Genomic DNA, 15,828 nt, shown 5'->3' with positions numbered 1-15,828 from the left:
CAAAAGTTGAATACCACTAAGTAACAAAGCAATTAACGTGCCTGAATTACAAAGCTTTCCGACGTTGAAAAAACTGATTAGCTGAAAACTCATCTAACATTTTTTGCTCGTTTTTAGCCATTAATGCATTTGCTTTGAGTTTTTGATTCTCGATTAATTTGGCAACTGCTTTAGCTTTAATTTGCTGCTTAAGCCATAGCGTTTTACGTTGAGTAACAACTTGCTTAGCGGTATTTACTGTACTTGCTTGTTGGCGAATTGCCTCTTCAATTTTAGCTATAAAAGCATGGTACTGACCAAACCCTGCACTAGATAAACCCGACTTACCTTTTAGGTGTAACTGTTGAGAATATTCAAGTCTAAAGTTATTTAAGCCTTGCAGCTTTTGTTGATTTGCTTGCAAATTTTGATTGGCTTGTAAGTAACTCATGCGCAAATTTTCTTCTTTATCATTTTCAATTTTGAGCAATAAATCGAGTTTATTTTTAGCCATTATGCTTGTCCTAGTAACTGAGCAAGACCTTGCAGACCATCATCGTAACTAATGACATCTCGCATACCTTGTTGTAAAAATGCATTTACTCTTGGCATCATATTTATGGCTTGGTCGAGCATTTGATCGGTCCCTTTTTGATAAGCACCTAAAGTAATCATATCTTTGTTTTGTTGATACATTGAATAAACTTGCTTAAGTACACGGGCTTGTTGCATGTGTGGTTCAGAAACGACTTGAGGCATAACACGCGAAATCGATTTTTCTATATCTATAGCGGGATAGTGCCCGCTGTCGGCTAAATCACGCGATAATACAATGTGGCCATCTAAAATAGCTCGCGCTGCATCAGCAATAGGGTCTTGCATATCATCGCCTTCACTCAACACCGTAAAAAAGGCGGTAATTGAACCTTGCCCTTCACCGCCATTACCAGCACGTTCCACCAGCGCAGGTAATTTAGCAAACACCGAAGGCGGATAACCCTTTGTAGCAGGCGGCTCGCCTACAGCAAGTGCAATTTCACGTTGCGCCATTGCATAACGCGTTACCGAATCGAGTAACAATAATACGTTTAAACCCTGATCTCTAAAATACTCTGCAATAGTTACGGCGCTCTCACAGCCTTTTAAACGCATAAGCGGTGATGAATCAGCGGGCGCTGCGACAACAACTGAACGTTTGCGCCCCTCTACACCGAGTATTTCTTCAATAAATTCTTTTACTTCGCGACCACGCTCCCCCACTAAACCAACAACAATGACATCGGCTTCGCTACCTCGGGTCATCATACCGAGAAGTACTGATTTACCCACACCAGAGCCTGCAAATAAGCCCATGCGCTGGCCTTGCCCTACTGTAATAACCGAGTTAATAGCACGCACACCTACATCCATAGGCTTAGTGATTGGTCTTCTTGAAAGCGGGTTTATAGTATTTTGTGCAAACTTTAAATGATGCTCAGCATTAATTTTACCAAGGCCATCTAGCGGTCGCCCTAAGCCATCAACCACGCGCCCTAGTAAACTCATCCCTACAGGTAAACCTAAGTTATTAACTTGAGGAATTACACGCGCACCAGGAAGTACACCAGAGATATGATCATTAGGCATTAAATACAAAGTTTGATCGTTAAAACCGACTATTTCGGCGTCTACAAAGCCGTTCATAGTTTCTATTTTACATTGGCTACCAACGGGAGCACGTAAACCTCTAGCCTCAAGGGTAAGGCCAACAACACGCGTTAAAATACCTGCCACAGCAGGCGCTGGGGTTTTAATATGTTGTTGATATTGAGATAAGCGTTCGCTTAAAGGTGCACGTTGAGTTGACATAACACGCCAATAAAATAGTTAGATACCACTATTATGCAAAAAACTATCCAACGTTTCTTTGACACGTGTTTTAAGGGTCATATCGAGTGATGATTGCGCTGTTTTAACTTCACAGCCACCGCGCTCAAGAGTGGGCTCTGCCATTAGTTGCCAGTTATTATCAATAATGGTTTGTTCACCGTAACTCTCTTTTATGAGCTCTAAATCTTCGGGGTTTAAATGAATTCGTACTTTTTCTTGCTCGGCATTAAGAGAATCTATACTTTGCTTTAACGTATGTAAAATCACATCTGGCGATGTTTTTACTTCTTGATAAATAACAGCTTCCGCTAACATACTAGCAAGTTGTACTAATTGCTTTTCAGCTTGTTCATCGACTTTATCTAGCGGTGCAGTAAGTCCCTCTAAAATAGTTTTTAAACTTGTTAACTGCTCTTCAATTAATGGTTTTACGTCATCAAGGCCTTTGGTTTTACCTTGCTCTAAGCCTTCTTTGTAGCCAGCCTCTTTGCCTTCGCCAACGCCTTTTTCAAAACCGTCTATGTAGCCTTGCTCATGACCTTGCTTGAGGCCTTCTTCGTAGGCGTCTTGCCTAATGCGTTCAAGCTCAACCATAGTAAGCGCAGGCAATTCTGGTTCTTGTGGCTCATCAATTGGCATTTCTTCAGCTAATTCTTTTTTATACAGATCACTAAGCGGTGTACCGTAAGCTGTAGAGCGATTGCCAAAGCTGCTCTCATCTGGTGCTACATCTGGAATAGCCCAGTTTTTTAATAATTCATCTGCTTCATCAGCCCGAAGTGTGCGCCCTTTGAGTTTGCTCATGGTTTACAAGAACTCCTCGCCACCGCCGCCGCCCAGCTGAATTTCACCTGAGTCAGATAAACGACGCGCTGTTGATAAAATCTCTTTTTGCGCCGCTTCTACTTCACTTATACGAACAGGTGCCATAGCTTCTAAATCATCAGCAAGCATTTCGGCTGCACGCTTAGACATATTGCCCAGTATCTTATCTTTAAGGGCATCGTCGGTGCCTTTAATTGCTTTCATTAATACGTCTTGTTGTACTTCTCGCAGGATTGCTTGAATACCACGGTCTTCAACATCCATTAAGTTTTCAAACACAAACATTAAGTCTTGAATTTGCTGCGACATCTCTTCGTCATGCTCACGAATAGAGTCCATTAACTGCCCTTCTACATTGGTATCTAGGTAGTTCATTATATCTGCAGCTGCTTTTAAGCCACCCATTTTAGCGGCTTGTGCACCTGCTTGGCCGGCAAATTGTTTTTCCATAATTTCGTTTAGCTCTTGCAGTGCTGCTGGCTGAACTTCTTCAAGGTTTGCAATACGCATTGTTAAATCTAAACGCACTTTTTCAGGGAACTGAGCAATAATCTCAGCTGACTGTTCTGGCTCTAAATACGATAATACAATGGTTTGAATTTGCGGATGCTCATTACGAATAATGTTTGCTACCTGCTTAGAGTCCATCCATTTTAATGAATCCAAGCCTTTAGCACCTGAGCCCATAACAATTTGGTCAATAAGGCTAGCGGCTTTGTCTTCACCAAGTGCTGCTGTAAGCGCTTTTTTAATAAAGTCTTCTGACTGAAAACCAATGGTACTAAAGCTTTGAATTTGTTCTATAAACAAGTTGTGTACAGCGCTAATTTTAGCTTGAGATAAATCCTGTAGCCCAGCCATTGCCATACCCACTTTTTGCACCTGTTTAGGTTCTAAGTGTTTAAGGATTTGCGCGGCATCTTCTTCTGATAAACTCAAAAGTAATATAGCGGCTTTATCTACCCCATCTAGCTTATCAACATCAAAGGCTGGCGGGAGTTGTTTTTGTTCTTGATCAGTCATCTTCTGTTAACCACGCTTTCACTACTTGTGATGATAGTTCTGGTTCGTTAGCTACAAGGGCACGAATTGCTTTGAGTAAATCTTCGTCGCCATGTAAATCCGGTAACTGCAGTGTACCATCACTTGAGAAACCAACCGAAGCAGAATCAAAGTCTTTATTTAGCATATCAAGTGTATTGTCGCCAATATCTACGCCTGAACTTAATGCATCTTCGTCGTATTCTTCTAGTGTATCGTCTGGGTAAATTAAGCGCTTAAGCATTGGTTTTACTACTGCCATTATCAATACAATTATAACTAAGGCGCCTAGTACAAGGCGGGCTATTTTCATAAACCAGTCTTGTTCCCACAGTGGCACTTCTATTGCTAAATTTGTTGCTTCACGTACAAACGGCACTGTTACTACTTCAAGTGCATCACCACGTTGCATATCAAAACCTACACCACCTTGTAATAAGCGACGAATATTTGACAATGCCTCTACCGAGCGCGGGGCCATAGTTGTTTCGCCGTTTTCTCCCACTTTAGGGACATAGTCAACAGCAACTGACACACTTATTCTGCGTATTACACCACTTTGCTGGCGCTTGTGAGAAATAGTTGTATCGAGTTCATAATTACGTGTTGCTTCTTTGTGGCTACGTGTTGGTGACGTAGCTGTGCCTGCGCCGCCTTGTCCTGCAACTTCAGGGATGTTTGAGTTTAGCGGTGGTTGATTTGTAAGCGCACCAGGAATACCAACAGCTAAACCACCAATGTTATTTTCTTCAAATGTGGTTTCGCTTCTAACCGCTGGTAGGTCTGGGTTATAACGCTTTTGAGTTTCCTCAACTGAGCTAAAGTCCATGCTCAAATCAACTTGAGCTGTATAGTTTGCAAGCCCAACAACCGGTATTAAAATACTGTCTATTTTTTCAAGATACTCTTGTTCGCGCTTACGTTCTAAATCGTATTCTTTACGAGAGCGTGCTGCTAATGAGCTTTGCGAACCTGAATTTAATAATCGACCATTTTGGTCAGTGACTGTAACACGTGCAGGCTCTAAGCCTTGTACTGCAGAAGCAATCATATCAACAACAGAGTCTACTTCTTCACGGTCAAGTGAGCGGCCACGCTTAAGTGTTAATACAACAGTAGCGGATGGTTTTTTCTCTCTGCGGGCAAATACGTTTTCTTTAGGGATGGCTAACAATACTTTGGCGCGAGTAATGTTATTTAGCTCTTCAATGGTGCGTGCTAATTGCTGTTCACGACCATGTTTTAAACGTTCACGCTCCAAGCGTTGGCTTACACCAAAGCCCATATCTTGCATAATTATGTCAGAGCCAGATGCAGGGCCTTGCTCTAACCCTTCGCGGGTCATTAGCAATTTAATGTTTTGGTATTCGCTTTCATCAACCGATACAACATTGCCATCTAGTTGGTATTCAATTTTTTGCGCATCTAAAAAGTCTAATGTTTGAATAAGTTCTTCTGTTTGCATTTTGCCTAACGGGCGCATATCTGGCTGACGAGCCCAAATAATAATAAAAATCGCGATAGCTAAACAAATAGCCAATGCTATAACCAATGTTACTTGGCGCAATACATCAACACCATTTAAAGCACTTAAGTAGCCTGACTTTTGTTCTTGTTGATCATCACCACCACTTTGGTCAATACCGCCACCAGCAAGTGCTAGGTCTGTAGATTGGTTAGATTGCGCCACAATAATTCTCCACTACCTAATTAAACAGGCATGTTCATGATTTCTTTATAAGCTTCAACAAGTTTATTACGAACCTGTACTGTAGCCTCAAAAGCAACTGACGATTTTTGAGAAGCAATCATCGCCTCAGCAAGGGATACACTTCGATCCCCCATCTCAACCGCTGTTACTTTTTGCGCGGCATCTTGTTGTAATCCGTGCACTGAATTTATTGCATCACTTAGCATGTCGCCAAATTGTGCTGTAGAAGTAGACTGCACCTGAGTTGGCAGTTTATTAGTTTGATTATTACGGCCGGCTTCTAAAGCCATTGATTGCATTTCTTGAAATACAGCACTGTTTTGAATTTTCATAATTTATCTCTGACACGCAGTGAACTCTTATAAGTAATAAAGCACAAAGCATGCCAAATAATTAATCATTAAAATACAATGGGTTAACTTTAATTTGTGTGAGTCAGAGTTTTGACAACCCTAAGCTCGCAGCGCAAACTTAGGGTTTATAGGAGGTTATGCAGGAAGTGAAATACCTAAATCGCGCATTTGCGCTAGTTTATAACGTAAAGTTCGTGGGCTTATACCCAACGTTTCAGCAACGTCTTTACGCTTACCTTGGCAACGTGCAAGGGTTTCTAAAATAATACGATGCTCTTTGTCTTTAAGCTCATCTTTATAGCTACCGGTATCTGCCGCTAGCAAACCTTGATTAGGCTCATCCTCAGCATGCAATTTTTCATCATAATATGCAGAGCTTAACGTGCTTTTATCAACACCTTTATCTGCATGAGCTAATTCTGTTGGCGATACGGTTTGCGCCGGTGCCAATGAAGGCTCCATAACAAAGTTATTAGATACTAAGTTTTCGATAAAAATAGCATGCTCGTTTATTGTATCGCCACTTCGCAGTATAAGTGCACGCTGTATAACGTTATCAAGTTCGCGCACATTACCAGGCCACGCGTGAGCCAGTAACTTTTGCTCGGCAGCTTTATCTAAATACGCCATAGGCTCCTTGCTTTTACTTATATGGCGCTCAATTAAATGCTTAGCCAATACAATAATATCGCCAGGGCGTTGGCACAATGGACGCCACATAAGTGGAAAAACATTAAGCCTGTAATATAAATCTTCTCTAAACTGATTTTCAGACACGGCTTCTTTTAAATCACGATTACTGGTTGCCAAAATACGTACATCGAGCTGAATTGTTTTACGCCCCCCTAAACGCTCTACTTCACGTTCTTGCAGTACGCGTAAAAGTTTAGCTTGTAGTCCTAAGTCCATTTCAGTAATTTCATCAAGTAAAATAGTACCGCCTTGTGCTTGCTCAAACTTACCCGGACATGCTTGAATCGCCCCCGTAAAAGCCCCTTTTTCGTAACCAAATAACGTGGCTTCGAGCATATTTTCAGGAATAGCCGCGCAGTTAATCGCTACAAATGGCTCATTACATCGGCTCGACTTATCATGAATATAACGCGCAAGTACTTCCTTACCCGAACCACTTGGGCCAAGTACCATTACACTTGCATCAGAGCGTGCTACTTTACTTGCAAGCTCCAATAATTGAATACTAGTTGGATCAGCAACAACGGGGCCGTCGGTTTCTTTTGCTTTTTCAGGCAAATAACGGCTCACCATATTTAACAGCACTTCAGGTGCAAATGGTTTTGCCATGTAGTCAATTGCACCTAGGCGCATGGCCTCTACCGCATCGTCAATTGTGGCATACGCCGTCATCATCAATACAGGTAAATCAGGGTGGTTTAATTTAATACTGCGTAGTAAATCAAGTCCACTCATTGCGCCCATTTGCACGTCGCTTACAACAAGCGAAAATTGATCTTTTTTAAGCAGTAACATTGCTTGCTCAGCACTGCTCGCTGCAACACATTCAATACCCGACATTTCAAGGGTATCTATTAAGGCTTCACGAAGCCCTGCGTCATCTTCGACAACTAAAATAGTGTTACTCATAATGACCCCTCTAATTTAGATGTTGCCTTAATAGGCAGTAACAAGCTAAAGCAGGCACCACCATGCGTATTATTAGTCACATCAACACGGCCTTGGTGCGCACTAGCCACCGAACTCACTACAGCAAGCCCTAAACCTGTGCCCTGACTTTTTGTAGTAAAAAATGGTTCAAAAATTTTATCGCTTTGGCTTAAATCAACACCTGGGCCGTTGTCGCTCACACTAATACGAACCATATCTAAATCTTTTAAATCTCTTTGTGCGCTAATTTTTACTTTTGCGCCACCGCCAATAACTTGAATACTATTGTGCACTAGATTTTGAATAGCACTGGCCAATGCCGTTTTATTACCAACTATTTGTATATCGGGTTCTGGTAAGCTTACATCTAGCTCACTTTCATTAAGTGCGACCATCGCATCAGCACCTGCTTTAACTTCGGTTAAAAGCTGCTGCATTGAAACTTGCTCAACAACTTGCTGATCGCCACTTTTAGCAAATAACAGCATGTCGTTTACTTGAGTTTCTAAATCTTTTAAACGCGACATTAACTTTGTTTGAAAATTATCGCGAGATGCTTCGGGTAAGCGCTTTGACCCTAAATTAGCAGCATAAAGCATAGCGGCTGAGAGCGGCGTACGGACTTGATGCGCTAATGATGCAACCATTTTGCCCAGCGCGCTTAATCGCTGCATATGTGCAACACGTTTTTGTAAGCGGCGAGTTTCGGTTAAATCCGTCATTAAAATAAGTTGCCCAGGCTCTGGTGCTAAAGCAGTAATATCAAGTTTTATTAGGCGTCCGTCTTTTAAAGACACTTCATGGCCATCATCTTGATGTGGCCTAAAAGAGCGCTGAATAACATTAAACCAGCGTTCGCCTTCAAGTGGCTCGCCAAGCATATCAATCGCTATTTGATTCGCTTTTGCAATCAACCCTTTGCCATCAAGTACAACCACGCCTGCTGGCATGGTATCAACCAAATGCGAAAGCCAACTTGCTTGCTTGCGCAGATCGCTTAATTCACCAATGTACTCCTCTTGAAGTAAACATGGGTTATACTGATTTGCAGAAAAAAACTGTGGTTTTAGCACGCTAGCAAGGGCCATAATCAAATCTCGAATTGATGTAGATACATGTCTAAATGCACGATTTATACCAAAATTTATTTACATACTTATCATTAAGTTACATCAATAATTTGAGCGACATAAAAATGACGCACACAAAAAGGAATAATAATGAGTGAGCAAAAAAAGTGCCGTTGCCCGTGGCTCGACACCACTAAACCCGACTACGTTATTTACCATGATGAAGAATGGGGCGTCCCTCTTTATGATGATACAAAGCTGTTTGAATTTATCACTCTTGAATCAGCGCAAGCCGGCTTAAGCTGGTACACAATTTTAAAAAAGCGTAGCGGTTACAAAAAAGCATTTGCTAATTTTGATGTAGATAAAGTGGCACAATTCACACAAGATGACGTTGAGAGACTAATGCTTGATGAAGGGATTGTGCGCAACCGATTAAAAATTGCGGCAACTGTTAACAACGCAAAGTGCTTTATAGAAATACAAAAAGAATTTGGAAGTTTTAGTAACTACCAATGGCAGTTTGTCGATAATAAACCGATTATAAGTAATTTAAATAACGCTGAGGACTACCCAGCAATTACAGAGGCATCAACTGCATTTGCTAAAGATTTAAAAAAACGGGGTTTTAAGTTTTTAGGCCCAACAACGGTATATGCGCATATGCAGGCCTGCGGTATGGTTAACGATCACAGTAATGATTGTTTTAGGAAAGAAGAAATTATTAAGACTTTTAGTGAGTAAGTGATTTATAACCATAAAAGTGATTAGTTCACAAAGAGGTTAAGAGACGCTGCGCTTTAGAGAAGTAAAGCGTAAATTGACTATGGTTTCTCATTTACCTTCGTTTTTCTCTTTGTGAAATAACGTTTTATTTAAATGATTAAAAGCTACGCTTTTCACGCGAGCAAACTCAGCGTCTACCGCCAAGGTTTAAGTTTGGGTTATCTTGTAGACGCCATGCTTGCGTGACGGGCAAAGCCCGTAAAGTGATTGATCACAAATGAATAATAAATAACGAAAAGTATTTCACCATTTTCGTACTTCTAATCTCGTGAAAGATTATACTTTTTCATTTTCTCAACGAGTGTTGTTCTGCGAACCCCTAATATCTCTGCAGCGCGAGCTACAACGTAATCATAGCGCTCTAACGCTTGGGTAATTAAGCTAATTTCAAGCTCTGCTAAATAATCTTTAAGTTCAATACCATCATCAGGTAATAGCCCACTACCCGTTTGGCTAAACTCAGCGTCTGGCTCACTTTCGTAATCACTAAAGCCTGTACTAAATATGTCGTTAAAGGCGTCTTTTTCCATTAACTCTTCAGGGTATTCTGGCTCGTAGGCTTCAACTTCAATGTAACGATATTTGTTAGGTAAATCAGGAATATCGACCACTTTGTCAGGGAACATAATAACCATACGCTCCACCAAATTAGCAAGCTCACGAATATTACCAGGCCAAGCATGTTCTTTTAAGCTCTCAACTGCGCGCTCTGTAAACTTAGCGGTAGAACCAGTCTGGTCGTTAACACGGCGCATTAACTCTTTTAAAAGCAGCGGAATATCATCAGCTCGTTCACTCAGCGATGGGTTTTCGATAGGGAATACATTTAAACGGTAATATAAATCTTCCCTAAAACTACCCTCTTCAATCATTGTTTCAAGATTACGATGCGTGGCCGCAATAACGCGTACATCAGCTTGGATTGCCTTTGTACCACCAACACGTTCGTAGCTGCGTTCTTGCAATACTCGCAGCAACTTAACTTGCATTTGCAGTGGCATATCGCCTATTTCATCTAAAAATAGCGTCCCGCCTTGAGCTAGTTCAAAGCGCCCTTTACGAGCCGATATAGCACCAGTAAACGCGCCTTTTTCGTGGCCAAATAGTTCACTTTCGAGCAGCTCTGCCGGAATAGCACCACAGTTTACAGGTACAAACGGTCCATTAATGCGCTTTGAAAGCAAGTGTACATTACGGGCAACCACTTCTTTACCTGTGCCTGATTCGCCCAAAATTAAAACATTAGCATCAGTTTTTGCCACTTGTTCAATTAAAAAGCGAACATCTTTGACTGCCTCTGTTTCACCAACAAGTCCATCAAAAGTTTTATGTGGTTTAGAATGCTTATGCTCATTAGGCAGCATACGCTGATACTGCTGGCAGTCGTGAAGTAACTGAGTTGTTACTTCGTGATTAAACGGCTCGCAAATAAGCCCCACTACATTAGCTATACTTAATAGTGGTTTTAGCGTTTCGCCAATTAACAAAAAGGGTAATGTTGGATAGCGTTTAATTAAGCTTTCGTGGTCAAGTGATTGCAACGCTCCTAAAATAATCATGCATTCTTGCTGCTGATATTTTTTGCATTCTTGTTCAAAGCAGTCTTCGCTTAATAGTTGAGCAGCCTCACCAATAAAGCCAAGTGAAGCATTTAATCCTATTGCGCGGTTGTTATTATTATCTAAAATCAAGATCATATTTAGCGAGCCGTACTTTCACTAATTTGTATAATTAGTTAAATTGTAAGCCAGTTCAGCATGGATGCAAGTGATAGCGGCAGTTTTTTGACATAAACGCCAAAAAACAGGCGGGCTAGTTAAGTCAATCATACTTAATAGTTAATCATTAAGTATGGGTTATAGTTTTAACTTAGCCATTACTTAACTATTACCTAACTATTACCTAACTATAACTTAGCCCTAAAAATTAATTTACTCTGCAATAAAAATGCTATTGTTAGTAAATAAACTCAATTATAAATTTAAGTTGAAGTTACAAATGCCGATACATAAATAAGTGAAAATGCTTGGCATTAATATTGCTTTGTTCTTATAAAAGTATAAAAGCTTAATTAATTTTTTGTATTAGCTTTCACATAATTTTATCGTTTTAAATTTTAGGATTTTCCCATGGCTCATGTCTCAGTAAAAAAATACAGTCAAGTTCGTGCCAGTAGTATTGCCGAAATGGCTCCTTACGAACAAATAAACCTTATATTCAGTAATATTATCGGTCGCTTAGCAGCAACAAAAGGGTTTATTGAGCGCAAAGAAATACAAAAAAAAGGTGAAAACATTTCAGCCTGTGTTTTATTATTTGGTGCACTGCAAGACGCACTTAATTTAGAAGTAGAACAAGACCCTAGTATTTCTAACAATTTATTGGCACTTTACGATTACTGCCAGCGCCGTTTAACGCAAGCGAACATAAACAACGATATTGAAGCAATTGTGGAAGTATCAAGTATTGTTAAAGAAATTAAAGAAGGCTGGGATAATATTCCGCTAGATCAACGAAGCCCTGCGGTTTAATTTCAATTATGGACTCGCCAACATTTTCAGAGCCATTAACTAACTACTCTGAGCTCATACAAAACTTGCTTAGTAAAATTGAAGTGTTAGTAAATGATGATAATGCAGACGAAGCTCAGCCTCTTTTAGACACTTTAAATGTTGAACTAAAGCAATGGTGCGAGAGCAGCGACGGCCCAAGCGCAGAGCAATTAGAATTAGTTCAGCTTCGTATAAATACTATTTTAGTAAAAGCGAATAGTGCAAAAAACGAGTCATCTAAAGCTATTATTAAACATAAAAAATCAGGTAAGGCGATTAAAGCTTATAAAGCAAGTCGCTAAAATCTACTTAAATAGAAAACACAAAAAAACCGTTTTAAATAACGGTTTTTTTGTGCTTTCTTAATTTAGTTATTAATTTAATATCATACTTATCTACTAAGAGTTATCTCGTACTACGCCTGGCATATTCTCTAATTGAGCTTGAACATAACTGCTGGTGTTATTAAGGCTCGCCACTAATAAATCCATCGCATTATATTGAGCATATAAGCGAGACGATAGCGACTCCATTTTACTGGCAAGGTCCAAGCGCTGATCATCTAAATCGTCTAGCTGATTTGTTTTACTATCAATTCGGTTTTGGATAATGCCGTCAGAATCTGTATAAAAGCTCATTAGCTCATCAAAAGACTGTGCGAAGCCATCATCGTCATTACCTACAAAAAACTGCTGCACTAAATTTACATCTGCGTCTATTTGCTCATCGAGTGTTTCTGTATTTAGCGTTAAAACACCATAACGGTCTGTTTCTACACCTAGCCGCGAAAGTGATAACGAGTTACCGTCACCTAAATCAACTGATTCAGTTATTTCACTACGAAGCTTTGACATAACGCCTCGAAGTAGTGAATCTCCAGCCATGACTCCTGCACCCGCTTCACTTGAGGCACCTAGGTTATTGCTCAGCTCTAACAGCTCATTATAACTTTCAATAAAGCTATTTAAGCCTGCTCTAATATTATTATTATTTTCGGTAATTGATATGTCGCTTATGTCGTCATCGATATCGTGCGGTTTTTTAGCTGTTATTGTTATACCGTCAATCACTCCGGCAAATTCATTAGATGAACTACTTACAGTTAGCGAGCCATCAATGGTAATTGATGCATCAATTGCTGCAATTACTTCACTCGCATTTTGCACACCAGCAGTGTCAAATGCCAAACGGGAAAGACCATTTACATCAGTGTTATTACCATCGGTATCAGCAATCTCTATTTTAATTTCATTTTCTGCACCGCTATTTTTAGCGGACATAACCAAATGCTGGCCACTATCATCAGTAATGATAGTCGCATTAATACTGTCGTTATCGTTGCTATCGTTTATCGCATCACGAATTTCACTAAGTGTCGCAGTATCTGAGACTTCAATTTCAAAGCTATTATCACCAGAGGTTAGGGTCATTGTTCCCTCACCTACCGCCGTATCAGCATCGAATGCTTGCGACAATATTTTATGCTCCGTGGCTAAGTTGTTAACTTTTACATCATAACCACCTGGTTGAGCATCTTCGTCTGCACTTATAGATATAAAGTCATCAGTACCTGATGTACTACGTTGTTGGTATTTGTCGCTATCACCCAATGCTTCCATTGAGGTTTGCACTTTTTCAAGCGCTGACTTAAGTGCACCAACAGCAGAAATATCTGTCGTTAATTTACCTTCTGTAGTATTTAAGCGAGACTCAGCCGGTGCTTGTTCAGCATTAACAAGTGCATCAACAATATCTGATACCGCTAGCCCTGAACCTAAACCAGTAAACGAAATAGCCATACTTCACCTCTTTGAATACTTAAAAATATATTAACTTAATATTGGTAATTACAACTACCAACTAAACTGTTTGGTCAATTAAAATTCCTGCAGATTCAGACAGTTTAGACACTAAACTTAATACTTCCTCAGAAGGGTATTGCTTAATAACTTCGCCACTGTTTTTATCGAGCACTTTAATCACATCGCGGCCTGAATCTTCATCAACTTTAAATTGTAAGCTGCGGTTCATTTCACCCATAAAATCCTGCAATTGTTGCGCCATTTGTTCTAGCTGTTCGCGTTCTAACGGCTGAGCTTTTTCATCTTGATTATTATTGTTGTATTGATTTTGCTGTAATTTTTGTTGATTTTGTGCATCCGTCTGCTTTACATCATCAATTGCTCGCTCAGTTAAAGAGTGAGCAGCTTGTCCTATTTGCTTATCATCACCAGCAATGGGAGTCGGTAATGTTGTAATTTCTGCGTTTGAAGTAATTGTATTCATAACAGATTCCTATGTGTACTTAATTAAACCAACAATAGCTTAGTTTATATTCTTAAACCACAAAAGGAGGTAGCTAAAGCCACCTCCTTTTTTAGAATACTAATACTGACTTTATGTATTAGTTAGCTAACCATTAAGCTATTACTTTTGACTTATTAACCTAATAAGCTAAGTGCTGTTTGTGGCAACTGATTCGCTTGCGACAAGATTGATGTACCCGCTTGTTGCAAGATTTGGTTTTTCGTCATCTCTGCAGTTTCAGTTGCAAAGTCAGTATCTTGAATACGACTGCGTGATGCAGATACGTTTTCTGAGATATTAGAGAGGTTACTGATAGTAAAATCCAATCGATTTTGTACCGCACCTAAATCTGCTCGCTGACTATCGATTTGAGCAATCGCACCATCAATAACAGCCAACGCATTTTGAGAGCCTGAAGCTGTAGATAAATCAACATCACCAATAGTATCCAATGCAGAAACATTCGCTGCAGTATCTGCACCTAAAGTTACATCACCTGATGTTACAGAAAACGCTTGAGTAGATGATAATCGAATACTCCCAGCAACTGATGTAGAGTCCGCAGTACCGCCAGCAGTTAAGGTTATTGCTGTTGCACCAACTGTTCCATCATATTCTACACCTTTAGCTACTATTGTGCCTGCTCCTGTAGAATCAACGAAATCCTCAATATTAATATCATCACCAGACTCATCAGTTAATATTAGGTTACCAGTTTCTGCAACCTGAGCCGAAACCCCTGTTTCGCCAGCTCTTTCGTTAACAGCATCGGCAATTGCAGCCATATCTGTTGTTGATGTTGGATTAGCAGAAATAACGCTTCCGTTTAAGCTGAAAGATAACGCTCCTGAGTTACTTAACGCAGAAAGTTCAACTTGCGTACGAGCATCAGCTGTTATACCGGTATCTGCTTGATTAGCATTTATAGAATCGGCAATGGTAGAAGCGCTAGCTCCCGCAGCATTTGTAATAGGAGTATTAGCACCATCTTTACCTACTAACGTAAGACCACCATTAGTAACACCATTACCGTTTGTTGCTGCAGTTGCACCAGCAGTACCTGCTTCACCTAAGCCGGCAGCGGTACCAGCCAAATCGAATGACTGTACACCAATGTTACTCGCACTAATATTCTTTAAAGATACAGAAATTGTTTCGTTAGCATTAGCACCAACTTGGAATTGTTTTGTACCAAAGCTACCATCTAGCAATTGCTGCCCACCAAACGAAGTCGTATCTGAAATGCGTGTTAGTTCTGTTTGTAACGCTGAAACTTCTTTTTGTAATGCTTCACGGTCAGTAGCTGAGTTTGAACCATTAGATGATTGTAATGCAAGTTCACGCATACGTTGTAGTATGTTGGTAGACTCATTCATTGCACCTTCAGCCGTTTGCGCCATTGAGATACCGTCGTTAGCGTTACGTTGTGCAACCGCTAAACCATTTACCTGTGAAGTTAAACGGTTTGAAATTTGCAGACCTGCCGCATCATCTTTTGCGCTATTTATACGCATACCCGATGATAAACGCTCCATTGACGTTGCAAGGTCAGAACCTGAAGCTGAAAGGTTACGTTGAGCGTTTAGTGAAGATACGTTTGTATTTACTGAAATCATAATAAAACTCCTGATTACTTTCGTAATGTTGCTGTTTAAGTTTAACCAAGAGCTATCACAATTATATGTTCAAGCTCCTTACTGATTAGGTTAACG

General features: G+C 40.2%; 15 protein-coding genes. 3 read left to right on the top strand and 12 right to left on the bottom strand.

Going from position 1 to position 15,828, the window contains the following annotated elements; translation table 11 throughout:
- Positions 1-46: 46 nt before the first annotated feature.
- From fliJ to H5159_RS07280, 8 genes are all read right to left on the bottom strand, one after another.
- Complete coding sequence (gene fliJ, locus H5159_RS07315) at positions 47-493, bottom strand: flagellar export protein FliJ (RefSeq protein WP_002959337.1); 447 nt, start codon at positions 491-493, stop codon at positions 47-49.
- Positions 493-1,827 (bottom strand): flagellar protein export ATPase FliI, encoded by a 1,335-nt coding sequence (gene fliI, locus H5159_RS07310; RefSeq protein WP_002959338.1) that lies wholly within the window; start codon positions 1,825-1,827, stop codon positions 493-495. The genes fliJ and fliI overlap by 1 nt, the downstream gene beginning before the upstream one ends.
- 18 nt (positions 1,828-1,845) lie before the next feature.
- A complete protein-coding gene (gene fliH, locus H5159_RS07305) occupies positions 1,846-2,652 on the bottom strand; it encodes a flagellar assembly protein FliH (RefSeq protein ID WP_002959339.1) in 807 nt (268 codons plus the stop codon).
- Positions 2,653-2,655: 3 nt separating this feature from the next.
- Complete coding sequence (gene fliG, locus H5159_RS07300; RefSeq protein ID WP_007581881.1) at positions 2,656-3,696, bottom strand: flagellar motor switch protein FliG; 1,041 nt, start codon at positions 3,694-3,696, stop codon at positions 2,656-2,658.
- A complete protein-coding gene (gene fliF, locus H5159_RS07295) occupies positions 3,689-5,404 on the bottom strand; it encodes a flagellar basal-body MS-ring/collar protein FliF (RefSeq protein WP_039484629.1) in 1,716 nt (571 codons plus the stop codon). Before fliF ends, fliG begins: the two co-directional genes overlap by 8 nt.
- A 20-nt stretch (positions 5,405-5,424) precedes the next feature.
- Entirely contained in the window at positions 5,425-5,757 is a 333-nt protein-coding gene (gene fliE / locus H5159_RS07290) for a flagellar hook-basal body complex protein FliE (protein ID WP_039484631.1), read from the bottom strand.
- Positions 5,758-5,913: 156 nt separating this feature from the next.
- The gene (locus tag H5159_RS07285; protein WP_182695477.1) at positions 5,914-7,380 is read right to left on the bottom strand and encodes a sigma-54 dependent transcriptional regulator; all 1,467 of its coding nucleotides are present in this window, start codon (positions 7,378-7,380) and stop codon (positions 5,914-5,916) included.
- Positions 7,377-8,489: a PAS domain-containing sensor histidine kinase gene (locus H5159_RS07280; RefSeq protein WP_008168789.1), complete on the bottom strand. Its 1,113-nt coding sequence runs from the start codon at positions 8,487-8,489 to the stop codon at positions 7,377-7,379. Before H5159_RS07280 ends, H5159_RS07285 begins: the two co-directional genes overlap by 4 nt.
- A gap of 132 nt (positions 8,490-8,621) precedes the next feature.
- On the opposite strand from H5159_RS07280, the gene H5159_RS07275 reads away from it, so the two are divergent.
- Positions 8,622-9,215 carry a DNA-3-methyladenine glycosylase I gene (locus H5159_RS07275; protein ID WP_182721181.1) on the top strand — a complete coding sequence of 198 codons (594 nt, stop codon included), beginning with the start codon at positions 8,622-8,624 and terminating at the stop codon, positions 9,213-9,215.
- 302 nt (positions 9,216-9,517) lie between these two features.
- Here H5159_RS07275 and H5159_RS07270 read toward each other — a convergent pair whose 3' ends face one another.
- A complete protein-coding gene (locus H5159_RS07270; RefSeq protein WP_182675115.1) occupies positions 9,518-10,954 on the bottom strand; it encodes a sigma-54-dependent Fis family transcriptional regulator in 1,437 nt (478 codons plus the stop codon).
- Positions 10,955-11,386: 432 nt separating this feature from the next.
- Between H5159_RS07270 and fliS the strand changes: the two genes are divergently transcribed.
- Positions 11,387-11,788 carry a flagellar export chaperone FliS gene (fliS, locus tag H5159_RS07265; protein ID WP_182712652.1) on the top strand — a complete coding sequence of 134 codons (402 nt, stop codon included), beginning with the start codon at positions 11,387-11,389 and terminating at the stop codon, positions 11,786-11,788.
- 8 nt (positions 11,789-11,796) lie between these two features.
- Positions 11,797-12,111: a hypothetical protein gene (locus H5159_RS07260; protein WP_182693698.1), complete on the top strand. Its 315-nt coding sequence runs from the start codon at positions 11,797-11,799 to the stop codon at positions 12,109-12,111.
- A gap of 96 nt (positions 12,112-12,207) precedes the next feature.
- Here the strand turns inward: H5159_RS07260 and fliD are convergent, their stop codons facing one another.
- The 3 genes from fliD to H5159_RS21185 all read right to left on the bottom strand — a co-directional run bounded on the left by fliD (position 12,208) and on the right by H5159_RS21185 (position 15,735).
- Positions 12,208-13,608 (bottom strand): flagellar filament capping protein FliD, encoded by a 1,401-nt coding sequence (fliD, locus tag H5159_RS07255; protein WP_182721216.1) that lies wholly within the window; start codon positions 13,606-13,608, stop codon positions 12,208-12,210.
- Between the two features lie 61 nt (positions 13,609-13,669).
- Positions 13,670-14,095, bottom strand: a complete 426-nt coding sequence (locus tag H5159_RS07250; RefSeq protein ID WP_182712649.1) for a flagellar protein FlaG — start codon at positions 14,093-14,095, stop codon at positions 13,670-13,672.
- Positions 14,096-14,250: 155 nt separating this feature from the next.
- Positions 14,251-15,735, bottom strand: coding sequence for a flagellin (locus H5159_RS21185; RefSeq protein ID WP_182712670.1), 1,485 nt, complete (start codon positions 15,733-15,735; stop codon positions 14,251-14,253).
- Positions 15,736-15,828 lie beyond the last annotated feature (93 nt).

It is taken from the genome of Pseudoalteromonas sp. SG43-1 (genome assembly GCF_014164415.1).
Lineage (GTDB): Bacteria > Pseudomonadota > Gammaproteobacteria > Enterobacterales > Alteromonadaceae > Pseudoalteromonas > Pseudoalteromonas distincta.
This window is presented reverse-complemented; position numbering and strand designations above follow the sequence as displayed.